Source organism: Pseudomonas corni (genome assembly GCF_057128765.1).
Window position 1 is genome coordinate 111,991 of the sequence record NZ_JBSKHW010000015.1, and the last position, 24,169, is coordinate 136,159.

Below are 24,169 nucleotides of genomic sequence, written 5' to 3' on the forward strand. Positions count from 1 at the left end.
GAAATCCGTTATTTCTACGATTGCTTCGCAGCCGATCGCGGCCTCGCGTTGCTCGTACGCTCCTACAGTTCAACGGGTGAGGCCCACAAACAACAAAGCCGCTCGAAAGCGGCTTTGTTGTTCTGGAGCAGTTGGCTAGAGAATCAATGTTTCTCGTCGGCCAGCTTGTGTTCCAGGTAGTGGATGTTGACGCCGCCTTTGCAGAATTCTTCGTCGCGGGTCAGATCACGGTGAAGCGGGATGTTGGTTTTGATCCCGTCGACCACGATTTCGTCCAGGGCATTACGCATGCGCGCCATGGCTTCGTCGCGATCCTTGCCCCAAGTGATCAGTTTGCCAATCAACGAGTCGTAGTTCGGCGGAACCGAATAACCGCTGTACAGGTGCGAATCGACGCGAACGCCGTTGCCGCCCGGTGCGTGGAAATGCTTGACCTTGCCTGGGCTCGGCATGAAGGTTTTCGGGTCCTCGGCGTTGATCCGGCATTCCAGCGCATGACCGTGGATGACAACATCATCCTGGGTAAACGACAGTTTGTTGCCGGCGGCGATGCTGAGCATCTCCTTGACGATGTCGATGCCGGTGACCATTTCCGAAACCGGGTGCTCGACTTGAACACGGGTGTTCATTTCGATGAAGTAGAAGCGACCGTTTTCGTACAGAAACTCGAACGTCCCCGCGCCACGGTAACCGATGTCGATACACGCCTTGACGCAGCTGGCGAACACAGCCTGACGCGCTTCTTCATCGATGAAAGGAGCCGGTGCTTCTTCAAGCACTTTCTGGTGGCGACGCTGCAGCGAGCAATCGCGGTCGCCCAGATGAATCGCCTGACCCTGGCCATCGGAAATGACCTGCACTTCCACGTGGCGTGGGTTGGTCAGGTACTTTTCCAGATAAACCATCGGGTTGCTGAACCAGGCAGCCGCTTCGGCACGGGTCTGCTTGGCAGCTTCGATCAGGTCTTCTTCTTTGTGCACAACACGCATGCCGCGACCACCACCGCCGCCAGCGGCTTTGATGATCACCGGGTAGCCGACTTCACGGCCGATACGCAGCGCAGTTTCTTCGTCTTCGGGCAGCGGGCCATCAGAGCCAGGAACGGTAGGTACCTGGGCGCGCTTCATGGCGTCTTTGGCCGAAACCTTGTCGCCCATCAGGCGGATGGTGTCAGCTTTAGGGCCGATGAACGCGAAACCGGATTTCTCCACCTGCTCGGCGAAGTCGGCGTTTTCTGCGAGGAAACCATAGCCTGGGTGAATCGCCGTGGCGCCGGTCAGCTCGGCAGCCGAGATGATCGCCGGGATGTTCAGGTAGGACAGGTTGGCAGGTGCCGGGCCGATGCAGACGGTTTCGTCTGCCAGGCCAAGGTGCATCAACTCGCGGTCTGCCGTGGAATGTACAGCGACGGTCTTGATGCCCAGTTCTTTACAGGCACGCAAGATGCGCAAGGCAATTTCGCCGCGGTTGGCGATCAGAACTTTTTCCAACATCGCAGGCTCTCCCCGGTTCAAACGATGGTGAACAGCGGCTGGTCGTACTCAACCGGCTGACCGTTTTCTACCAGGATGGATTCGATCACGCCGCTGACTTCAGCTTCGATGTGGTTCATCATTTTCATCGCTTCAACGATGCAAATGGTGTCGCCTTTCTTCACGGTCTGGCCAACTTCAACGAAGGCAGGGGAAGTCGGAGCCGGGGTGCGGTAGAACGTGCCGACCATCGGCGACTTGACGACAGTGCCGTTGAGCTTTGGAGCCGACGGTGCTTCTGCAGCAGCGACCGGAGCGGCTGGAGCAGGCGCTGCAACCGGAGCGGCCATCGGTGCTGGCGCGTAATACTGTTGTGCTGGAGTCTTGCTGTGACGGCTGATCCGAACGGATTCTTCGCCTTCACGGATTTCCAATTCGTCGATGCCGGATTCTTCCAGCAGTTCGATCAGTTTCTTGACTTTACGGATATCCATCAATCATCAACTCCCAGGGGTCGGTCAGGGGTATTTGGCAGCCGGTTCAGGCTGTGAGGCTCAGCTTTAGGCTTTGCCTGTCACGCCTTTGAACTTATGGCCAATTGTTCCAGGGCGGCCTCCAGGGCCAGTCGGTATCCGCTGGCGCCAAGGCCGCAGATCACACCTACAGCAACATCTGAAAAGTAGGAGTGATGGCGGAAAGGTTCGCGCTTATGCACGTTGGACAGGTGCACTTCGATGAATGGGATGCTCACTCCCAGCAGCGCGTCACGTATTGCAACGCTGGTGTGCGTAAAAGCAGCCGGATTGATCAGGATGAAATCCACGCCTTCATCGCGGGCAGCGTGAATGCGGTCGATCAATTCGTACTCGGCGTTGCTTTGCAGGTACATCAGATGGTGGCCAGCATCGCGAGCGCGCTGTTCCAGGTCCTGATTGATCTGGGCCAACGTGATCGCGCCGTAGATCCCCGGTTCCCGGGTGCCCAGCAAGTTCAGGTTAGGTCCATGAAGAACCAGAAAAGTCGCCATCGGATGTTCCTTGTATTGAGCGATGTGCCTGCCCGCGTTTCAGTCGCAGGCATTCAATGCGCAGCGACTATGCCGCAAAGCACATTGGACTGTCCAGTTAACTGCAATAGCCAGCACGATGCCCGATGTTCGCGCAAAATTTGTGACTACGACGCTAAATTTGGTCATTGGCTCTAGATAGGCGCTCTGCGAAGCCTTCAACGTCGATTTCGCCGACGACGCGCACATTTGTCAGCTCGTTCCCGTCTTTTCCAAAAAACAGCAGTGCGGGTGGGCCAAACAGTTTGTAGTGATCGAGTTTTGCCCGTTGTTCGGCATTGCTTTCGGTCATGTCGAAACGGATCAGCCGATAGCCTTTGAGTTGATCGACGATTTTCGGGTCCGGAAGGACTTCATGCTCGATCACTTTGCAGCTGATGCACCAATCGGCGTAGAAATCGAGGAGCAGTGGTTGGGCTGCGTTTTTTGCATCGCTGAGCGCTTGATCCAGTTGCGCGGCGGTGGTCACGGTTTGCCATTGCGAGGATGTCGCGCTGGTCGTAGTGCTGGAGTTCAACACCGATTGCGGGCGACCCAAGGGGCGCAATGGGTCACCCTGGCCGCTAAACGCGCCGTACCAGCAGGCCAAAGCGTAGACCAATAGAAACAGGCCGAGCAGTTGCGCCAGACGTTGGCGCGGTGGCTTGAACGTAAACTCCAGAGCACCAAGGAATAGCGCCACGCCGGCCGCTAACAGACCAATCAACAACAATGTGACGGGACCAGGAATCACTCGGCTGAGCAAGCCAATTGCCAAGGCTAACAGCAGGACGCCAATCGCATTTTTGACCGTAACCAGCCACGGGCCACTCTTTGGCAGCCAGGCCGCGCCGCCTGTAGCGACCAGTACCAATGGCGCGCCCATGCCCAATCCCAATGCGAACAGTTTCAGCGAACCGCCAATGGCATCCCCGCTAGCGCTTATATAGAGGAGGGCTCCGGCCAACGGCGCGGACACGCACGGCGACACCAGCAGGCTTGAGACCACCCCCAACACCGCCGCGCCCCACAGTGAACCGCCTTTGGTGTTGCCGGCGATACGGTCCAGACGATTGCTGATCGATTGCGGTAGACGCAGTTCGAACACGCCGAACATCGCGATGGCGAACACCACAAAGAACAGCGCAAAAGGCACGAGCACCCAAGCCGATTGCAGTCGCGCCTGTAAATTGAGGCTAGCGCCGAACATGCCCATTAGGGCGCCGAGAATCGCGAAGCAGACCGCCATCGGCAGCACGTAGGCCAACGACAGAGAGAAGCCGCGCACGCCGCCGATCTGCCCGCGCAAAACGACGCCGGACAGGATGGGCAGCATCGGCAGTACGCAGGGAGTGAAAGTCAGGCCGATACCGGCGAGGAAGAACAGCGCCAGTTCTTTCCAGGTAAAGGCCGTTGATGTAGCGGGAGTGGAGTTGGTTGCGACGGATGAAGAGGCAGCGCCGCCGATGCTCACTCGCTCGGTTTCCGGCGGATAGCAAAGGCCTTTATCGGCGCAACCCTGGTAGGTCACGACCAGCGTGAAGGCGCGGGTATCGCCAGTCTTGCGTGGCAGATCAATATCGAGAATGCCGTGATAGACCTCAACGTCGCCGAAGTACTCGTCGTGCTTCTTTTCTCCAGCAGGCAATTGCGCAGCGCCCAGCCCAATGTCGGCAGGCTCGGTACGGAACTGGAAACGATGGCGGTACAGGTAATAGCCTTCGCTGGCGACGAAACGCAGCTTGATCGACTCAGGTGTGGTGTCGATCAGGTTCAGCTGGAACGCCTCTCGAACTGGCAGAAAGTCTTTGCTGTTGTCGAACGTCGTGCCACCCAGCGTTGCATTGGGACGGCTATCCAGCAGGCTGGCCCCCATGGCGGGCAAGGCAAGGATCAACAAAAGCAGACAAAGCAGGCGGCGCATGGCGGTCTCGCATCACGAAAGTCCGCGCATGATAGCGGAGTGTTTCCGGGTGTGCAGGGTGCGCTGGTGTCAGCGGGTGTTTCGGGCTAAGCGCCGATGTCCAAAATGAGGCAGGACCCGGATGCAGTGGCGAGTCTATGCCCGGCATCAATGTCCAAAATGGCGCAAGACCCATAAGGGAGCGGACCTGTCCGCGAATGCAGTGTTTCAGGCGGTAAAGATATGTCGGCCGTACCGGCACCTTCGCGGACAGGTCCGCTCCCACGGGATCTGGTTCGGCTCTGGATTACCTGGTCCGACCTTTTCGCGAGCAAGCTCCCTCCCACAAAGTTCTTTGAAGAAACCGGATATCTACAGAACCGGGTCAGTCGAAAAATATTTGGACGGAGCGATCATTTCCAGTTGCGCGTGTACTTGGTTGCGGCCTGCATGTTTTGCTCGATACAGCGCGTCATCGGCCTGGGACGCGAGCATTAGCGCGTCATCGTGTTGGCGCAGTTCCACCACGCCAGCGCTAAAGGTGCAGAACAAATCCACCGGCTGGGCGGGGTAATGAATTTCTGCGAACCGTCGGCGTATCTCGTCGAGCACCTTGAAAGCGGCATTGATTTCGGTGTCCGGCATTACGATCGCGAACTCCTCGCCGCCGTAGCGCCCGATGTAGTCAGTCTTGCGCAGCCGCTGCTTCAGAAACAGCGCCAGGCTCTTGATCACGCGGTCGCCCATAGGGTGACCATGGCTGTCGTTGACCTTCTTGAAATGGTCAATGTCCAGCATCGCGAAGCTCAGCGGCTTATCCTCGCGCCGTGCGCGGAAGCTGCAATCTTCGAGCAATTGCAGAATGTGCGTGTGGTTGTACAACCCGGTCAGGCTGTCGCGGACCATGCGCGCCTTGAGATTGCGCGCCCTGGCCGCGCGGTTGCGCACGGTGGTAATCAAGTGGCGCGGCTTGATGGGCTTGGTCAGGAAGTCGTCGCCGCCCTCGCTCATCGCGTCCAGCTGTTTGTCCAGATCATCCTCAGCAGACAGATAAATGATCGGCACGCTGACGTAACGGTCGTTGTGGCGAATCACTTTCGCAAGCTCAGTGCCCGTGCAGCCAGGCATATACATGTCGAGGATGATCAGGTCCGGCTGAAAGTCAGCCAGTTCGGCCATGGTCTGAATCGGATCGAAGAGCGTGCGCGTGACGATACCCGCGCCATTGAGCAAGCGTTCGGTGTGCGTTGCTTGCGCCCGCGAGTCGTCGATGATCAGCACTTTATAGGGCTCGTATTGCGCGACCCGGGTCAGGATTTCGATCTTCTCCAGCAGGCTCGAAGCCTCCAGCGTGCCGGTCAGAAACTCTTCTCCACCGGCGCGGACGGCGGCAAGACGTGTGGGAGTGTCGGTGTCATTAAGACTGAAGAACAACAGCGGCAACTTTTGCTCAAGTCCGTCCTGCATCTGTGCTGCCAGTTTCAGGCCCTGACCCGGGCCGTCAAAATCGACATCCATCACCACCGCCGCCGGCAAGCGCTCGGCAAGGGTCTTATGAAATGCATGGGTGCTGTCGAGCGATTGGGCGCTCAGACCAAAGAATTCCAGCTGCTTGGCCAGCCGTTCGCCGCGCTCGTGGTCTTGCAGCATCACGTAGATAGGCTTGCGCAATGGCGGCAGTGCGAGTTGTTCAAGGCGATCTCCGTGGCGCAGGCCCGTGCGCGACAGTCGCTGCATCAACCGGTTGAGGTCGGTAATCAGCGCGCTGCTCAGACGACCGCGGTTGGCTTCAACTTCCTCCAGAGACTGCTCGATGCTGCGCGCCAATTGCGCGTGTTCAGCTTGCTCGAATCGCTCGGCAAAGCGCAGAAGCCGCGTATTGGCCTCAACCAGTTCCGCCATGTCTGCAGCCGACCATTCGCTTTGCTGCAGGCGCTGCCATACATCAAGTATTTGGCGGGCTTGATGGATAACGCGCTGGGCAAAGTGGTGCTTGAGGCGGTCGCGACTCGGATCTTCGGGCTCTGTCATGTCCTGGCTACTTATAGGGGGAACCCCGATATAAATGGTGGCGCTATGCTAGCACCAACTGCTGCGAACGAGAGCGCCACAAGTCATTTATTCGTCATTTTCGGCGTATTTGGGCGTCAAATTTATAACAAGCTCAGCAAGTGTCGGGCCATGTCTGACCCAAGCGAAGTCCTGAGCTGAACAGGTTCATCAGGGTAAGCCTTACAAGGCCATCGCTGATAATTAAGAGGTGTGATGCGCCATGGCGCCTATTGAATCGTCGGTTACGCAAATGAAGCATGTGTCGCGTTCCTGCGAAACGCACCTTGCTGTAAGGTTGCGGTCGAAGCACTGAATTCTGCGATTGAAAGGACAAGGCCATGCTGGATTGGAAGAAACGCGCGGGCAGCGCGGATGAACGTGTCGACACCTCGTCGACGTCGACAGTGAAGACCCGCGGTTACTTGGGTGGCCTGCTATTCAGCAAGGCGCTGGGCGTAGTGGTTGGACTGTATTTGCTGGTGACCATCGTTCTGGGTTGGTGGTGGAGCAGTGAACCGCCGCTGTTTCCGGTGCAGCAACAAGCGCAAGCTGCCGCCGAGCGTGAAGGCAAGCAGATGGTGATCGGCTACACCACTGTCGAAACCCTCAAGACTGTCGCCTCGACCCTGGTCGACAAGCGCGGCGGTTACCTGTCTAACGATCGTTTCCCCCCGGGTCTGTGGCTCGACAACATCCCGAGCTGGGAATATGGCGTGCTGGTTCAGGTGCGTGACTTGAGCCGGGCGCTGCGTAAAGATTTCGCCCGCTCCCAGTCGCAATCGGCAGAAGACGGCGATCTGGCGCGCGCCGAGCCGCTGTTCAACTTTGATAACAAAAGCTGGATTCTGCCTTCGAGCGAATCTCAGTACCGCGACGGCATCACTGCCTTGAGCCGTTATCAGGCACGCCTGTCGGATCCGAACCAGAAGGGCGCGCTGTTCTACACCCGCGCTGACAACCTGAACAACTGGTTAGGCGATGTCGGGACACGTTTGGGTTCGCTGTCGCAGCGTCTGTCGGCGAGCGTGGGTCGCGTCAAACTCAATAGCACCCTGAAAACCGAAGCGCAGTCCACGGTCACCGTCAAACCGGGCGAAGTGCCACAGGTTGATGAAGAAATCGTCGAAACCCCATGGATGCAAATCGACAACGTGTTCTACGAGGCACGTGGTCAAGCCTGGGCGCTTTCGCATTTGTTGCGTGCTATCGAGGTCGATTTCGCTGATGTGCTGGCGAAAAAGAACGCCACGGTGAGCGTGCGTCAGATCATTCGCGAACTGGAAGCCTCCCAGGAGCCAATGTGGAGCCCGATGATTCTCAACGGCAGCCCGTTTGGCGTGTTGGCTAACCACTCGCTAGTCATGGCTAATTACTTGTCCCGCGCCAACGCAGCCGTTATCGACCTGCGCCAGCTGCTGTCCCAGGGCTGATCGATGGCCGTTTCCGAAAAGGAGGCCGCACATCGCGCCGCCTCCGACGCTGAACAGATCGCCTGGGTCGACGACAACGATGAGCTGCTCGGTTCACTGCCTCGCGCACAGTTGCGCGAGCGCGGCCTTATCGGGCGCGGTACTTATATTCTGCTGTTCAACTCATCAGGCAAACTGTGTGTCCATCGGCGCACGCTGAGTAAGGCGATCTATCCCGGCTATTGGGATGTCGCAGCGGGCGGGATGGTCCAGGTCGATGAGACTTACGCGGAATCGGCCGCGCGCGAGCTGGAAGAAGAATTGGGAGTGAGCGGTGTAGCGCTCACCGCTCATGAGCAATTCTTCTTCGATCAGCCGGGTAACCGCATCTGGTGCGCGGTTTTTTCGGCTGTCTGGGACGGGCCTTTAAAGCTGCAGCCTGAAGAAGTGATCGAAGCGCGGTTCATCACCGTCGATGAGGTGCTGCGTGAAACCCTCGAAAAGCCTTATTGCCCGGACTCTCTGGCGGCCATGAAGCGCTATCTGGAGCAGGTCGCGAATGATGAGTAAATTGGCGCATTTTGGCTCTTAGCAACGACAGTTTTTGCCGTTACACTGCGCGACCTTTTCAAGCTGGACCGCTTACCCGGTCCAGCTGCGCTGCCCCTGCCTGAGTGGGGCTTCGCGGTCGACGCTCGTCGGCTAATCTTTGGTCCTCAAGAAGAGGATTGCCCTTGGCTAAAAAAGCCGCTTCCTTCGCCGCCCTCGGTGGCTTGGTGTTTTCGACCGACGCCGGACGTCATTGTCCTGAATGCCGTCAGCCAGTCGACGCCTGCATCTGCAAAAGCACCTTGATTCCCGCCGGTGACGGTATTGCCCGCGTTCGCCGCGAAAGCAAAGGCCGTGGCGGCAAAACCGTGACCACTGTCACCGGTGTGCCCGTGACCGAGGACGCCCTCAAAGAACTCGCCACAACGCTCAAGCGCCGTTGCGGTACGGGCGGGGCGCTCAAGGAAGGAGTGATCGAGATTCAGGGCGATCACGTCGAAACCTTGCTGGCCGAGCTGGTCAAGCTGGGGTTCAAGGCGAAAAAGTCCGGCGGTTGACCCCAACCCCGAACCCCTCGCGCACTTTCTACACTGTCGATTTGTAAACTATGGCTTGCCCATTGGGTCTACTCCCCACAGCGAGCTGGCGACAAACCGTCATTTGCACTCTTTACACTGCGCACAGCCGTGTTGGCCCTGCGCTTTATGACTTTATATAGGGGACTTCGATGTCCGCACGACGCACACGTAAAGACGATGGCAGCCAATGGACCGTGGCAGACAGCCGCAGTGTCTACGGTATCCGTCACTGGGGAGCCGGATACTTTGCAATCAGCGAAGCCGGCCGCGTAGAAGTTCGCCCCAATGGGCCGTCCAGTTCACCCATCGATCTTTACGAGCAGGTCGACCAGCTGCGCAAGAGCGGCCTGTCCCTGCCATTGCTGGTGCGGTTCCCGGACATCCTTCAAGACCGCGTGCGTCAGCTGACCGGCGCGTTCGACGAGAACATCGCGCGCCTGGAATACCAGAGCAAGTACACCGCGCTGTACCCGATCAAGGTCAACCAGCAGGAAGCGGTGGTCGAGAACATCATCGCCACGCAAAACGTCTCCATCGGTCTGGAAGCTGGCTCCAAGCCTGAGCTGATGGCCGTGCTGGCGCTGGCGCCTAAAGGCGGGACCATCGTCTGCAACGGCTACAAGGACCGCGAATTCATTCGTCTGGCCTTGATGGGCCAGAAGCTGGGCCACAACGTATTTATCGTCATCGAGAAAGAATCCGAAGTCGCACTGGTGATCGAAGAAGCCGTCGAACTGAAGGTTGCCCCGCAGATCGGGCTTCGTGTGCGTCTGTCGTCACTGGCGTCGAGCAAGTGGGCTGACACCGGTGGTGAGAAGTCCAAGTTCGGTCTGTCTGCCGCGCAACTGCTGTCGGTCGTTGAGCGCTTCCGTGATGCGGGTCTGGATCAGGGCATTCGCCTGCTGCACTTCCACATGGGTTCGCAGATCGCCAACCTGGCCGACTACCAGCATGGTTTCAAGGAAGCGATTCGTTACTACGGCGAATTGCGAAATCTTGGCCTGCCGGTCGACCACATCGACGTCGGCGGCGGTTTGGGTGTCGATTACGACGGTACGCATTCGCGCAACGCCAGCTCGATCAACTACGACATGGACGATTACGCCGGTGTCGTGGTGGGCATGCTCAAAGAGTTCTGCGATGCCCAAGGTTTGCCGCATCCGCACATCTTTTCGGAAAGCGGCCGTTCGCTGACCGCGCACCACGCCATGCTGGTGATTCAGGTCACCGACGTCGAGCGTCACAACGACGAAGTGCCAGTCATTACAGACAAGGAAAGCCTGCCGGAAACCCTGCAATGGCTGATCGACTTGCTGGGCCCGACCGACATCGAGATGGTCACCGAAACCTACTGGCGCGCCACGCACTACATGAGCGACATCGCCACGCAGTACTCGGACGGCAAGCTGACACTGGCTGAAAAAGCCCTGGGCGAGCAGTGCTATTTCGCTGTCTGCCGCCGCCTGCACAACTCGTTGAAAGCGCGTCAGCGTTCGCACCGCCAAGTGCTGGATGAACTCAACGACAAACTGGCCGACAAGTACATCTGCAACTTTTCTGTGTTCCAGAGCCTGCCGGATACCTGGGCCATCGATCAGGTGCTGCCGATCATCCCGCTGCATCGTCTGGACGAAGAACCGCTGCGCCGCGCCGTGTTGCAAGACCTGACCTGCGACTCCGACGGCAAGATCAACCAGTACGTAGACGAGCAGAGCATTGAAACCAGCCTGCCGGTCCACGCCCTGAATGAAGGCGAAGACTATCTGCTTGGCGTGTTCCTGGTGGGCGCATACCAGGAAATTCTGGGCGACATGCACAACCTGTTCGGTGACACCGATTCGGTGAATATCTACCAGAATCCGGACGGCAGCGTGTATTCCGCTGGCATCGAAACCCACGACACCATCGAAGACATGCTGCGTTACGTGCATTTGTCGCCGGAAGAGCTGATGACCCATTACCGGGACAAGGTCGCCAGCGCCAAGATTTCCCCGCGCGAGCGCACGCAATACCTAGACGCCTTGCGCCTGGGTCTGACGCGGTCTTCTTACTTGTCATCGTGATGCTGTCAGCGATCTGAAGAACGGGCCCCTGCGGCCCGTTTTTTTATGTCCGTTCACGGCGGATCTGTGTGTCTTCTCTCTTTGTGTTGTAGGCAACGTCCTATTCCTCGTTTGTGACTCTATTCGGCGGCGCTTCTCAGCCAGAATCGCCAGCCAATTCGCGCTGAGCAGACGAGGCCATTTTTCCCCATGACCGTCACCGAACATAATTGTCACTTTCGTCTGGACTCCATCCACTTCGTGCGCTCGCTTGAAGTGATGACGTTCCAGGGCACTGAAACCATCAATAAGCCGTTTTCTTTTGAGGTCCAGGCCGTCAGCTTTCATGGCGAGGTGGATTTACAAACGTGCCTGTTTGGCGACGCATACCTGACCTCGAAAGTCCCGGGCATCGGCTTCCATGCGCAGATCCAGAGCATCGGGCGCAGCAATACCGGACCGGGCCCCGTGCATTACCGCATCACTCTGGGCCCACGGGTTGGCTGTCTTGCCCAGCGCTACAACCAGCGCGTGTTTCAGGACATGCCGGCCAAGGCGATCATCCGCAAAGTGCTGCGCGAACATGGCATCCATGAGCAAAGCTATTGTTTTGAGCTGAGCAAGAGCTATGAAGAAATCGAGTTTTGCGCGCAGCACGGCGAGACTGATTTGCAGCTGCTGGATCGGTTGTGCGCCCGTGAAGGGTTTCACTATTACTTCGAGCATTCTCCGGTCCAGCACTTGATGGTGTTCAGTGATGATCTGCGCCATACCCCGCGAGTCACGTCAGTGCATTTCGAAAGCCAGTTCGCGCGGGGCGAGATTAGTCAGTTCGAGAAGAGCCGGCCAGGCACCAAGGGTTCGAAAGTGCCATCGGCGCTGGAAGTCAAAGGCGCCAGCGCGTTGTATTTTTTGCGTGCCGGTGCGCAGTTGCCGATGACGGGGCACCCCGACGCCAAGTGCAACCAGGCCTGGCTGCTGACGGAGGTTCATCACAGCGGTCTGCAGCCCGAATTTCAAATGGGCGTCGTTGCGCCCGCTTACCTGAATTCCTTCACGGCCGTGCAAGCGGCGTTTGGTATGCCGAAGATCAAGGCAAAGCTGGCTCCGCGCAGAATCGGATTGCAGCGCGCCCGCGTTGCAGGCGCTTTGTTCGATGAGGCACTGCGCGATCATGAAGGCCGAATCAAGGTTCGTTTCGACTGGGGCAATCATGGCGACGGGGCGCGCTATACCGATTGCTGGTTGCCGCTGGAGGCCCACCTTGAAGATAACCACGTGCAATGGTGGGGGGGCATGGAAGTGGTGGTGCGCTTTGTGGATGGCGACCCCGATCAACCGGAGATCGTCGATTACATCTACGACCCGGACATCAGCCCCCGTGATCAGGCGACTGTGCCACGCGGCCCCGTGGTGATACCGCCTGCGCCCCAACATTGCGTCACCACGCGTCTGGATTCAGAGCAGTTCCTGGACGGTACGCAGCAGATTCAACTGGACGACTTCACCCTGCATCTGGACAGCTCCAACCAACTGAACTTCAGCGTTGGTAACAGCCACGTGAAAATCAGCAGCGAGGGCGTGACGCTGATCAGCCCCAACATCGTAATGGGCGCGTACAAACCTGCTGAGGACGACGAGGCAACCCATACAGAGGATGGAAAAAAACCGTAACTATCGGGCAGCGCCAGAGTCGTAAACCCTATGCGCCCGTCGCTGCTGAATCTGTAGGAGCGAACTTGCTCGCGAGACTTTCTGGCCGCCATATCGAACTCGCCGCCTCGCCAACAAGTTGGCTCCTGTAGACACGTTGCAGTCCTTGAATTTGTGAGATTTAACAATGATCAAACTGGCATTAAAAGCAGTATTCACTGGCTGGTTGATGACATTGTTGATGGCCTGCTCGCCGCTGAAGGTGCTCAATGCCTTTACGCCTGACAGTACGTTCACTAAGGCGTCGGACCTGGCGTACGGCCCGGACCCGCGCAATAAAGTCGACATCTACACCCCCAACGAGGTCGCCCCGAACGCGCCGGTGGTGGTGTTCTTTTATGGCGGCAGCTGGAACAGCGGATCACGCGGCGACTACGCCTTCGTCGGCGAAGCTCTGGCTTCCCGAGGTATCGTAGCTGTGCTGGCCGATTACCGGCTTTATCCACAAGTGCATTACGAAGGGCTGCTGCAAGACAGCGCTCAAGCCGTCAGCTGGACTCGACAGCACATTCGTCAGTACGGCGGTGATCCGGCGAAACTCTACGTGATGGGCCACAGTGCCGGCGCTTACAACGCGGCAATGCTGGCGCTGGACCCTAAATGGCTGACGGCGGTGGGTATGTCGCCATCCATGTTCAAGGGCTGGATTGGGCTGGCCGGGCCTTATGATTTTTTGCCAATCGAAAATCCGGATGTTAAGCCGGTGTTTTACTTTCCCAACTCGCCACCCGATTCTCAACCGATCAACCATGTCAGCGCGGCCTCTGTGCCTGCGCTGTTGATTGCTTCTAAGGACGACACTCTGGTCAACCCGCAACGCAATACCGGCGGCATGGCCAAGCGTTTGCGCGATCAAGGTGTGTCGGTGCGCGAGTTGTACTTCTCACGCACCAATCACGGCACGCTTGTAGGTGCCTTTGCGCGGCCGCTGCGCAGTCTCGCGCCGGTCCTGGAAGAAGTGACGGCGTTTATTCATGCGCAGGATCAAGCGCAGGTCCAAGCGGTGTCGCTTAACCGTTGAACCAGGCGCCGCTGCGATTGAGCTTCAACGCCACATAGCCCAATGTCAGCGCGCGCAATGCCATGAACAGCAGGAAGGTCAGCCACAAGCCGTGATTGCCAAAGCCCATGCTCAACCAGGCAAAAGGCGCGATCAGCACCAGATTGACCAGCATGGTGTTGCGCATATCCCTGGCGCGCGTGGCGCCGATGAACAGGCCGTCGAGCAGGTAGCTCCAGACCGCAACCAGCGGCAGCATCGCCAGATACGGCAAGTACTTGAACGCGATTTCGCGTACCTCAGGAATGTCGGTTTGCATCGACACGAACAGATGGCCAAAGCACAGGAAAAACACTGCGAACGCCACACTGCATATCAGCGACCATCCGCCCGCGACGTTCATCGAGCGGCGCAGCCCTTGGCGGTCACGACCGCCAATGGCGTGACCGCAAAGGGCTTCCACCGCATGGGCCAATCCGTCCAGCGCGTGAGCCGTTAACAGCAAGCCGTTGAGCAATAGCGCGTTCGCCGCCACCGTGGCATCGCCCAGCCTTGCGCCTTGTACGGTGATCAGGAAAAACACCGATTGCAGCACCAGACTGCGAATGAAAATGTCGCGATTGACCGCCAGTAGCGGACGCCAGTTCTGCCAGTATCTCAATGCCGCCCAAGCGACCTGGCCGGGAAAGGCACGCAGGGCTTTTTGCGTCAGCGCCAGCCCGACCAATGCGCCCAGCCATTCGGAGACCACCGATGCCCGCGCCGAACCAACTACGCCCCAGTCGAGCCCCAGTACAAACCACAGGTTGAGGATGATGTTCACGATGTTGGTCGTAAGCAAGATCGCCAGTGATGCCTTGGCATTCTGCGTACCGAGAAACCAGCCCACCAGCGCGTAAGTCGCCAGTGCCGCAGGCAGACCGAAGAGGCGGGTGTGGAAGAAGGTCTGAGTGAGCGCGTTTAGATCTTCGGACGGCTGCATCATCTGGATCGCCAGATGCAGGAACGGCAAGCCGATCAGTCCCAGAAGGAGCGAAAATCCCATCGCCAGCAGCAGGCCTTGCAGCAAAACCTGGCGTAATGCCGCCCCGTCCTGACGCCCGGCCGCCTGCGCGGCGAAACCGGTGGTCCCCATGCGCAGAAAACCCATGGCCCACGCCAGAAAGCTGTACAGCGTGCCGCCGACAGCCACCGCGCCAAGTTGATGGGCATGGGGCAGATGGCCGATAACGGCGCTGTCCACCAATGTCACCAGCGGCACGGAAATGTTCGACAGAATCATTGGTGCCGCGAGCCCCCACACACTAGTGTGCGTGGGCCGGTGACGCCAATCGTTGGCAAAAGTGGACATGCAGACTCCCGAGAAGGCCGGCATTGTAGCGAGTCGGGCACGCTGGCGCAGCGGCGGATTCCCCGCAATCCGCACGTTGCGCTTTTGATTCTGGCCGCAGGCCGTGGGAGCTTGGCTTGCCAGCGATGGGCTGCGCAGCAGACCCAAAATCCGGACATCCTGCTCAGGTCAGACAGCCCGCGTACATCGCATTGCTGCCGCTGCGCGGCAGATCGCCTGCAAGCAAGGCTCCTACGCCTTCGGCAGAAGCGCTTGCGATTCAGCCCTGCACATAAACCGTTGGAGCGGGGCTTGCCCGCGAAGGGCTCACCGTCAATCCTGAGAACAAACCCACAAACCCAAGGTCTACTCGCTCGCCGCGCCCCACGATGATCATTGCGGTGCTATAACTTTCCCCTTGTCTTAACTGCCGCCAATGAGTGCCTCATGCTTAACAAAGGATTGTTCCTGGCCTGTGCGCTGGTACTGCTTAGTGCCTGTGATTCATCCACCTCCGACAAACCCGCCGCGCCTCCCGCACCGGTTGCCCCACAGGCGGCAGCGGTCGAAGCGAGCAAACCCAAACCCGCCGTCGATCTTGCCGCGCTGAGCCAGCGTTACGCCGGGCGCGAGTTGACCGTGGTGGACGTCTCGGAAGTCCAGCTCGACGGTGCCAGCACGCTGTCGCTGAGCTTTTCCGTGCCGTTGGACCCCGAGCAGAAATTCGCTGAAAAGGTCCACTTGGTCGACAGCACCGCTGGCAAGGTAGATGGCGCCTGGGAGCTGTCCGACAACCTCATGGAGCTGCGCCTGCGTCACCTTGAGCCCAAGCGCAAACTGGTGCTCACCGTTGATCCTGGCCTGTTGGCCGTCAACAAAAACACCCTTGCGGCCGAATACTCCGCGCGCCTCGAAACCGCCGATTTGCAAGCCACCGTCGGCTTCGCCAGTCGCGGCAGTCTGCTCCCGACACGTCTGGCCGAAGGACTGCCGGTGATCGCGCTGAACGTCGATAAGGTCGATGTCGAATTCTTCCGCATCAAGCCGGAATCACTGCCGACCTTCCTCAGCTCATGGGAAGGCTCGTCCACCCTGCAAAGCTACGAATCCAAAGAATTGCTGCCCATGGCCGATCTGGTTTACGGCGGCCGCTTCGACCTGAACCCTGCGCGCAACACCCGGGAAACCGTCTTGCTGCCGATCTCAGGCCTCAAGCAACTGCAGCAGCCGGGCGTTTATCTGGCCGTGATGCGCGCCTCCGGCACGTACAACTATTCCCAGCCAGCAACCCTGTTCACCCTCAGCGACATTGGCCTGTCCGTTCACCGTTACGCCAATCGCCTGGACGTCTTCACCCAAGCGCTCGAAGGCGGCAAGGCGCTCAATGGTATCGACCTGGCGCTTTACGACGACAAAGGCCGCGTGGTCGGCCAGGGTAAAACCGATAACGCCGGTCACGCCGAACTGCCGCTGCCCGCCAAAGCCGAAGTGTTGCTGGCGCATCAGGGTGAGCAGACCAGCCTGTTGCGCCTCAACAGTTCAGCGCTCGACTTGGCCGAATTTGATATCACCGGCCCCAAAGAGCATTCCCTGCAATTCTTCATCTTCGGCCCACGCGACCTCTATCGTCCGGGCGAAGTGGTGCTGCTCAACGGCCTGTTGCGCGACCGCGACGGTAAAGCGGTCAAGCCGCAACCGATCACAGTGGAAGTACGTCGTCCGGATGAGCAGGTCAGTCGCAAGTTCGTGTGGGAAGCCGACGAAACCGCGCTGTACCAATATCAATTGCAACTGTCGGACGAAGCGCCCACCGGCCGCTGGCAACTGGTCTTCGACCTGGGCGACGGCAAGCCGCAGTTGTACGAGTTCCAGGTCGAAGACTTCCTCCCAGAGCGCATGGCGTTAGAACTCAAGGGCAGCGATGCGCCGATTGCGCCGGATGCATCGTTCGATGTCGACATCAACGGCCGCTACCTTTACGGCGCCCCGGCGTCGGGCAATCGCCTGACCGGCCAGCTTTATGTGCGACCGCTGCGCGAAGCCGTGCCGGGTTTGCCGGGTTACCAGTTCGGTTCAGTCAGCGAAGAAGAGCTGAGCCAGGATCTGGAAATCGAAGACAGCACCCTCGATGCCAACGGCGAGCTTGAGCTGAATATCGACAGCCAGTGGGGGAAGGCCAAGTCGCCCTTGCAGTTGATATTGCAGGCCAGTTTGCAGGAGTCGGGCGGTCGGCCGATCACCCGGCGCTTGATTCAGCCGGTATGGCCAGCCGAGCAGATGCCCGGCTTGCGCGGGCTGTTCGACGGTGAAGCTACCGACGGCGACGGGCCGGTGGAATTCGAAGTGCTGATAGCCGACAAGGACGGCCACAAACTCGCTGCCGAGAACCTGAAAGTGCGCCTGATTCGCGAGCGTCGTGATTACTACTGGAGCTATTCGGACAACGACGGCTGGAGCAATCACTACAACGAAAAATTCCTCAATCTCAGTGAAGAAACGGTCAGCGTCAAAAAGGACTCAACCATCAAAATCAGCTTCCCGGTGGAGTGGGGTCCGTACCGCGTCGAGGTTGAAGACCCGAGCACCGGGCTGATCAGTAGCGTGCGTTTCTGGGCCGGTTATCGCTGGCAGGACAACGCCGAAGGCGGCGCGGTGCGGCCCGATCAGGTCAAGCTGGCACTGGACAAACCGGCGTATGCCGACGGCGACACCGCAAAAGTCACCGTCACGCCGCCGTCCGCAGGCAAGGGCTATCTGCTGGTGGAATCCAGCGAAGGACCGTTGTGGTGGCAGGAAATCGACGTACCGGCCGAAGGAAAAACGTTCGATATCCCGTTGGACAAGGCATGGGCGCGGCACGACCTTTACGTCAGTGCGCTGGTGATCCGGCCGGGCGAGCGCAAGGCAAACGTCACACCGAAACGTGCAGTGGGCGTGCTGCATTTGCCGCTGGACCGTTCCCAGCGCAAGTTGGCGTTAACGGTTACGGCTCCGGAGAAAATGCGCCCCAAACAGCCCCTGAAACTGAAGGTCAACGCGAAGAACGCTGACGGCTCGGTCCCCAAGAACGTGCATGTGCTGGTGGCTGCGGTTGATGTCGGCATTCTCAACATTACCGAATACAAAACCCCGGACCCGTTCGCGGGCCTGTTTGGGCGCAAGGCTTACGGCGCCGACCAGTTGGACATTTACGGGCAGTTAATAGAAGCCGGGCGCAATCGGCTGGCGAGCCTGGCATTCGGTGGCGACGCTGCGCTGGCAAAAGGCGGCAAACGCCCGCAGACCAGCGTGACCATCGTTGCGCTGCAAAGCGCGCCGGTCACGCTCAACGAACAGGGCGACGGCGAAGTCAGCGTTGATATTCCGGACTTCAACGGCGAACTGCGCATCATGGCGCAAGCCTGGACAGACGAGCGCTACGGCATGGCTGAGGCGAAGACAGTCGTCGCCGCGCCGTTGATTGCCGAGCTGTCGGCGCCGCGTTTCCTTGCCGGTGGGGATCAGACCAAAGTGGCGCTGGACCTCTCGAATCTGTCTGGCAAGGCGCAGAAACTCAGCGTGCAGGTCAGCGCTGAGGGTCAGTTGAGTCTGGCCAATGGTGACGAGAACAAGTCGATCCAACTGGCTCAAGGCCAACGCACCACATTGCAGATTCCAGTGCGGGCGCAGGGCGGCTTTGGTCAAGGCCAGATCAAGGTCACGGTTCAGGGGTTGGACCTGCCCGGCGAGACGCTGCCGCCGTTTACTCGCGAATGGACCATCGGTGTGCGCCCGGCGTATCCGGCGATGCTCAAGCAGTATCGCGCGGTGTTGAAGGATCAAATCTGGACGCTGCCCGAAGGTGCACTTGAGGCGTTCGAACCTGCGGGGCGCGAGGCGCTGCTGTCGGTTTCGAGCCGTCCGCCGCTGAATCTGGGCGAACAGATTCGGGCGCTGAAAGCCTATCCCTACGGCTGCCTTGAGCAGACGGCCAGTGGTTTGTATCCGTCGCTGTATGCCGATGCTGCCGTGCTCAAACGCCTGGGGCTGGAAGGCGAGCCGGACGCCGTGCGCAAACGCAAGATCGAGCTGGGCATCGAGCGGCTGCTGGGCATGCAGCGTTATAACGGCAGTTTTGGTTTGTGGGGCTCTGACGGCGAGGAAGAGTACTGGCTCACGGCCTACGTCACGGACTTCCTGCTGCGCGCTCGCGATCAGGGCTTCGCAGTTCCGCCGGACGCACTGAAAAAGGCCAACGAACGGCTGCTGCGTTATTTGCAGGAGCGCAATCAGATCGAGGTCAATTACAGCGAAAACGCCGAGCACACACGCTTTGCCGTTCAGGCTTATGCAGGTCTGGTGTTGGCGCGCAGTCAGCAGGCGCCACTCGGGGCACTGCGCAGCCTGTTTGATCGTCGTACCGATGCTCGCTCCGGTTTGCCGTTGATTCAGCTGTCCATCGCACTGGAAAAAATGGGCGACAAACCCCGCGCCGAACAGGCGTTGATGGCCGGGCTGGCGGCCAAGCGCAAGGCCGACGATTGGCTGGCGGATTACGGCAGCCCGTTGCGCGATCAGGCGTTGATTCTGTCGCTGCTTGAAGAGAACAAACTCGCGAGCGACAAGGTCGAGGAGCGTTTGTTTGCGCTGTCCGATCAAGTGGCGGCGAGCCGTTATCTGTCGACCCAAGAGCGCAACTCGCTGTTCATGGCAGGGCGTGATTTGTTGGGCAAACCCGAGGCGAAGTGGGCGGCAACCTTAACCAGCGGCACGCAGAATCGCGAGCTGGGCAATGACCAGCCAGGCGTGAAGCTCGACAGTTCAGTGCTGGCTTCGCCTCTGACCGTTTTGAACACCGGCGGTGAGACCTTGTATCAGCAGATGACGATTTCGGGTTATCCGGTTCAGGCGCCTGCGCCGGGCGGTGAGAACCTGAGCATTCGTCGTGATTATCTGGGCATGGACGGCGAGCCGCTGAACCTCAATGCGCTGAAAAGCGGCGAGCTGGTGCTGGTGCATTTGCAGGTCAAATCCAAAGAGCGCGTGCCGGATGCGCTGGTGGTCGACTTGCTGCCAGCAGGGCTTGAGATCGAAAACCAGAACCTGGCGCAAAGTGCGGCGAGTCTGGAAGACGCCAGCGAGTCGGTGAAGCAGTGGCGCCAATCGATGGAAAACGCGGGCCTCAAGCATCAGGAGTTCCGCGATGACCGTTACGTGGCGGCGATTGATTTGCAGGGCTTCAACACGGTGGACCTGCTCTACCTGGCTCGCGCCGTGACGCCCGGCACTTACCGCGTGCCGCCGCCGCAGGTGGAGTCGATGTATCGACCGAACTGGCAGGCGCTAGGAGAGACGCCGACGCAGTTGGTGGTGAAGGGGAAATAACCATTTGGGCGGCAATGATTCTGTAGGAGCCAACTTGTTGGCGAGGGCTTGATGCGGTGTGTCAGGCACGGCGCCTCGCGAACAAGTTCGCTCCTACAGGGTTTGGCGCGCAGTGTGAGGATGGTCAATGAATCGCAGATTCTGTAGGAGCCAACTTGTTGGCGAGCGCTTGATGCGGTGTGTCAGGCACGGCGCCTCGCGAACGAGTTCGCTCCTACAGGGTTTGGCGCACAGCGTGAGGATGGTCAATGAATCGCAGATTCTGTAGGAGCCAACTTGTTGGCGAGCGCTTGATGCGGTGTGTCAGGCACGGCGCCTCGCGAACGAGTTCGCTCCTACAGTGCGGTAAATGCGGATATCAATGAATAATCCAGCTCAACAACCAAAGCCCCAGAAACAACCAGATGATGCCCATGATGATCGATGCACGCATGAAAGCGCGGACTGCCGAGTACAGCAACATCAGCCCGACAACCAACGCGACGATGCTGATCAGCGAGGTGTCCATACCCAGGGTGCGTGACATCCCATCGACGAAGTTGCCGCCCGCGTGAGTGAACAGATTGAACAACCAGCTCAGCCCATCGACGATGAAGCGAATCACCGCACCCAGTACCTGGCCAAGCCATTCAAAAACGCTTTCTACCTGCATATCTGCTTCCTGATGAAGATCGTGGAACACACGGACTGTTCGCTTTGGCTGCCACGGGCATTGCCAAGTTCCGTGCAGCATAAAGGCTCTTTGGCATGAGACGTGGATTTCTTGTTCGTCTGCAGAAAGCCTGGTGGGAGGGAGCTTGCTCGCGAGGTGTTCAAACAGGCACCGCAAATGACACTGAGACGTCGCAATCGCGAGCAAGCTCCCTCCCACAGAAGCCAACCCGGCCTAAAAACTGGCGACAACGCGTCAACCGTGCATGTCGCTGGGTGCTTGGCAGTGTGTTGGCGATATGCGCTTTGCTCTGGCTCGCCGACCGACTCTGGCCGCTGCCGTTACCCAAGGATGACCTCGCCCGCGTAGTGCTTGCCGAAGACGGTACGCCGTTGTGGCGTTTCGCCGATGCCAACGGCGTGTGGCGTTATCCGGTCTCGTTGAATCAGGTATCGCCGTATTACCTTGAAGCGCTGCTGACTTACGAAGACCGCTGGTTTTATCAACATCCGGGTGTGAACCCCATGGCGTTGGTGCGTGCCACCTGGCAAAACCTCAGCGGCGGGCATGTGGTGTCGGGTGGCAGCACCTTGTCGATGCAGGTAGCGCGTTTGCTTGAACCCCACGCGCGAACGCTCCCCGGCAAACTGCGCCAGCTTTGGCGCACGGCGCAATTGGAATGGCACCTGTCGAAAGAGGACATCCTCGGGCTGTACCTCAATCGCGCGCCGTTCGGTGGCACGTTGCAAGGCGTGGCCGCTGCCAGTTGGGCGTATCTGGGCAAGTCGCCTCAGCAGCTGACTCGCGCCGACGCAGCGCTTTTGGCCGTGCTGCCACAAGCTCCCAGCCGATTACGCCCGGATCGTCATCCTCAGCGTGCGCAAGCGGCGCGGGATAAAGTGCTGCGGCGCCTGGCCGAATTCAACGTCTGGCCCCAACAAGCGGTCAACGAAGCGCTGGAAGAACCCTTGTTGCTGGCGCCCAGACAAGAACCGACACTGGCGCCCTTACTGGCGCGGCGCTTGAACCGCCCCAACAGCCCGCCGCTGATCCGCACCACCCTCGATGCAAGTTTGCAGCGTCGCCTGGAAGACTTGTTGCTCAACTGGCGAGCGCGACTTCCCGAGCGCACCTCGGCAGCGATTCTGGTGGTCGAGGCGCAGAACATGGCGACCCGCGCCTACGTTGGCTCGGTGGATATCGGCGATGCCAGGCGGTTTGGGCATGTTGATATGGTCAGTGCCCTGCGCTCACCGGGCTCGACGCTCAAGCCGTTCCTATATGGCAAAGCCATCGACGCAGGACTGATTCATTCCGAGTCCCTGCTGCAGGATGTGCCGCGCCGCTATGGCGATTACCGCCCGGGTAATTTTTCATCGGGATTCAATGGCGCTGTATCGGCCAGCTCCGCGCTGTCGATGTCGCTCAACCTGCCAGCGGTGCAATTGCTCGAAGCCTATGGCCCCAAACGCTTTGCCGCCGAATTGCGTAACGCAGGTGTGCCGCTGACCTTGCCGCCGCTGGCCGAGCCCAATCTGGCGCTGATTCTGGGCGGCGCGGGCAGTAGGCTGGAGGACTTGGTGGGGGGCTATGCAGCTTTCGCACGGGCAGGGCGAAGCGCCGAGATTCGCCTGCAACCGGAGGATCGTCTGCGCGATCACGCGATGATGTCGCCAGGGGCGGCGTGGATCATCCGGCGCATTCTCAGCGGTCAGTCGCGACCTGATTTGGACCCTCACGCCGATTTGGTGCAGCGCCCGCAGTTGGCTTGGAAAACCGGCACCAGTTACGGGTTTCGTGATGCCTGGTCGATTGGCGTAGGGCCGAGATTTCTGATCGGGGTGTGGATCGGTCGCCCCGACGGCACGCCGGTGCCGGGGCAGTTTGGTCTGGCTTCGGCGGCGCCGCTGATGCTGCAAGTACACGACCTGCTGGTGAATCGCGACGCGCAGCGCAATATCGCAGCGCCCGTGCAACCCGTGCCGCTGGGTGTTGGTGTCGCAGCGATTTGCTGGCCGTTGGGGCAACCGATGAACAAGATCGATCCCAATTGTCGGCGTCAGCGTTTTGCCTGGACGCTGGACGGCACCACGCCGCCGACGCTGCAGGCTACCGATCAGCCGCTGGGGCTGGGTTTGCTGGAGAGGATCTGGGTCAACGAGCAAGGCTTACGAGTCGGCGCCAATTGCCCTGGCGCGAAGGCTCGTGACATGGCGTTATGGCCCGCGCCGCTTGAGCCCTGGTTGCCTCGGGCTGAACGGCGAGAGGCGCGCTTGCCTGAAATCGACCCCCGTTGCCCACCGCAGAGTCTTGGTCTGGCGGCACCGCTGTCGATTGTTGGTGTGCGCGAGGGTGATCAATTGCGTTTGCCAGCGGGCAGTCAGCAACTGCTGCGACTTAATCTTTCGGCGCTGGGCGGCAATGGCCGGCGTTGGTGGTTCATCGACGGCGCACCCGTGGGCGATACCGCCAATCAAGACAGCTACACCCACACCTTCACCCGGCTAGGGCGCTATCAACTGAGCGTGCTCGACGAAAGCGGCCAGACCGCGCGGGTGGAGTTCAGTGTGGTGGATTGATTGCCGATCCATTGCTTCACCAATATGGCTCGCTGCGCAAATCCGCTTCTGCCCGGAGGGCGTAGGAGCCCTGCTTGCAGGCGATGGGGCGCGAAGCGGCCCTAGATTCACCTGATCCCCCGCATGCACCGGATTTACTGCCGGTACCCGGCAGATCGTCAGCAAGCTGGACTCCTACGGCCTCCGGCCAGAATCAAAAGCCATGCACGACCCTACGGCCTCCGGCCAGAATCAAAAACCATGCACGTCCCCACCGCCTTCGGCCAACGCCTTATCGGCTCACGCGACACCGCTTCTGCCCGGAGGGCGTAGGAGCCCTGCTTGCAGGCGATGGGGCGCGAAGCGGCCCTAGATTCACCTGATCCCCCGCATGCACCGGATTTACTGCCGGTACCCGGCAGATCGTCAGCAAGCTGGACTCCTACGGCCTCCGGCCAGAATCAAAAGCCATGCACGACCCTACGGCCTCCGGCCAGAATCA

General features: G+C 59.4%; 15 protein-coding genes. 8 read left to right on the forward strand and 7 right to left on the reverse strand.

Going from position 1 to position 24,169, the window contains the following annotated elements; genetic code table 11:
• Positions 1–143: 143 nt before the first annotated feature.
• The 5 genes from accC to ACWKV9_RS21805 form a co-directional block, all read right to left on the reverse strand.
• A complete protein-coding gene (gene accC / locus ACWKV9_RS21785) occupies positions 144–1,493 on the reverse strand; it encodes an acetyl-CoA carboxylase biotin carboxylase subunit (RefSeq protein ID WP_483838168.1) in 1,350 nt (449 codons plus the stop codon).
• 17 nt (positions 1,494–1,510) lie between these two features.
• Positions 1,511–1,966: an acetyl-CoA carboxylase biotin carboxyl carrier protein gene (gene accB / locus ACWKV9_RS21790; RefSeq protein ID WP_483838169.1), complete on the reverse strand. Its 456-nt coding sequence runs from the start codon at positions 1,964–1,966 to the stop codon at positions 1,511–1,513.
• An 80-nt stretch (positions 1,967–2,046) separates the two neighbouring features.
• The gene (aroQ, locus tag ACWKV9_RS21795; protein WP_268798149.1) at positions 2,047–2,499 is read right to left on the reverse strand and encodes a type II 3-dehydroquinate dehydratase; all 453 of its coding nucleotides are present in this window, start codon (positions 2,497–2,499) and stop codon (positions 2,047–2,049) included.
• A 154-nt stretch (positions 2,500–2,653) separates the two neighbouring features.
• On the reverse strand, positions 2,654–4,441 hold the full coding sequence (locus tag ACWKV9_RS21800; RefSeq protein ID WP_483838170.1) for a protein-disulfide reductase DsbD: 1,788 nt from the start codon (positions 4,439–4,441) through the stop codon (positions 2,654–2,656).
• A gap of 351 nt (positions 4,442–4,792) precedes the next feature.
• Positions 4,793–6,451: a diguanylate cyclase gene (locus ACWKV9_RS21805; protein ID WP_483838171.1), complete on the reverse strand. Its 1,659-nt coding sequence runs from the start codon at positions 6,449–6,451 to the stop codon at positions 4,793–4,795.
• Between the two features lie 359 nt (positions 6,452–6,810).
• Here ACWKV9_RS21805 and ACWKV9_RS21810 point away from each other — a divergent pair, with 359 nt between their 5' ends.
• The 6 genes from ACWKV9_RS21810 to ACWKV9_RS21835 all read left to right on the forward strand — a co-directional run bounded on the left by ACWKV9_RS21810 (position 6,811) and on the right by ACWKV9_RS21835 (position 13,784).
• Complete coding sequence (locus ACWKV9_RS21810; RefSeq protein WP_483838172.1) at positions 6,811–7,902, forward strand: DUF2333 family protein; 1,092 nt, start codon at positions 6,811–6,813, stop codon at positions 7,900–7,902.
• Between the two features lie 3 nt (positions 7,903–7,905).
• Entirely contained in the window at positions 7,906–8,451 is a 546-nt protein-coding gene (locus ACWKV9_RS21815; protein ID WP_483838173.1) for an NUDIX hydrolase, read from the forward strand.
• A gap of 164 nt (positions 8,452–8,615) precedes the next feature.
• The gene (locus tag ACWKV9_RS21820; RefSeq protein WP_483838174.1) at positions 8,616–8,987 is read left to right on the forward strand and encodes a translation initiation factor Sui1; all 372 of its coding nucleotides are present in this window, start codon (positions 8,616–8,618) and stop codon (positions 8,985–8,987) included.
• A 170-nt stretch (positions 8,988–9,157) separates the two neighbouring features.
• A complete protein-coding gene (gene speA, locus ACWKV9_RS21825) occupies positions 9,158–11,071 on the forward strand; it encodes an arginine decarboxylase (protein ID WP_483838175.1) in 1,914 nt (637 codons plus the stop codon).
• A 189-nt stretch (positions 11,072–11,260) separates the two neighbouring features.
• Positions 11,261–12,724, forward strand: a complete 1,464-nt coding sequence (locus tag ACWKV9_RS21830) for a type VI secretion system Vgr family protein (RefSeq protein WP_483838176.1) — start codon at positions 11,261–11,263, stop codon at positions 12,722–12,724.
• 166 nt (positions 12,725–12,890) lie between these two features.
• Positions 12,891–13,784, forward strand: a complete 894-nt coding sequence (locus ACWKV9_RS21835) for an alpha/beta hydrolase (protein ID WP_483838177.1) — start codon at positions 12,891–12,893, stop codon at positions 13,782–13,784.
• On the opposite strand, the gene ACWKV9_RS21840 is transcribed toward ACWKV9_RS21835, so the two are convergent.
• Positions 13,774–15,114, reverse strand: a complete 1,341-nt coding sequence (locus ACWKV9_RS21840) for an MATE family efflux transporter (RefSeq protein ID WP_483838178.1) — start codon at positions 15,112–15,114, stop codon at positions 13,774–13,776. The two genes, ACWKV9_RS21835 and ACWKV9_RS21840, sit on opposite strands and share 11 nt — an antisense overlap.
• 426 nt (positions 15,115–15,540) lie before the next feature.
• Between ACWKV9_RS21840 and ACWKV9_RS21845 the strand changes: the two genes are divergently transcribed.
• Complete coding sequence (locus ACWKV9_RS21845; RefSeq protein WP_483838179.1) at positions 15,541–20,457, forward strand: alpha-2-macroglobulin family protein; 4,917 nt, start codon at positions 15,541–15,543, stop codon at positions 20,455–20,457.
• 358 nt (positions 20,458–20,815) lie between these two features.
• Here ACWKV9_RS21845 and ACWKV9_RS21850 read toward each other — a convergent pair whose 3' ends face one another.
• Entirely contained in the window at positions 20,816–21,109 is a 294-nt protein-coding gene (locus ACWKV9_RS21850; protein ID WP_483838180.1) for a hypothetical protein, read from the reverse strand.
• 95 nt (positions 21,110–21,204) lie between these two features.
• Between ACWKV9_RS21850 and pbpC the strand changes: the two genes are divergently transcribed.
• On the forward strand, positions 21,205–23,688 hold the full coding sequence (gene pbpC / locus ACWKV9_RS21855; protein ID WP_483838181.1) for a peptidoglycan glycosyltransferase PbpC: 2,484 nt from the start codon (positions 21,205–21,207) through the stop codon (positions 23,686–23,688).
• Positions 23,689–24,169: the final 481 nt, after the last annotated feature.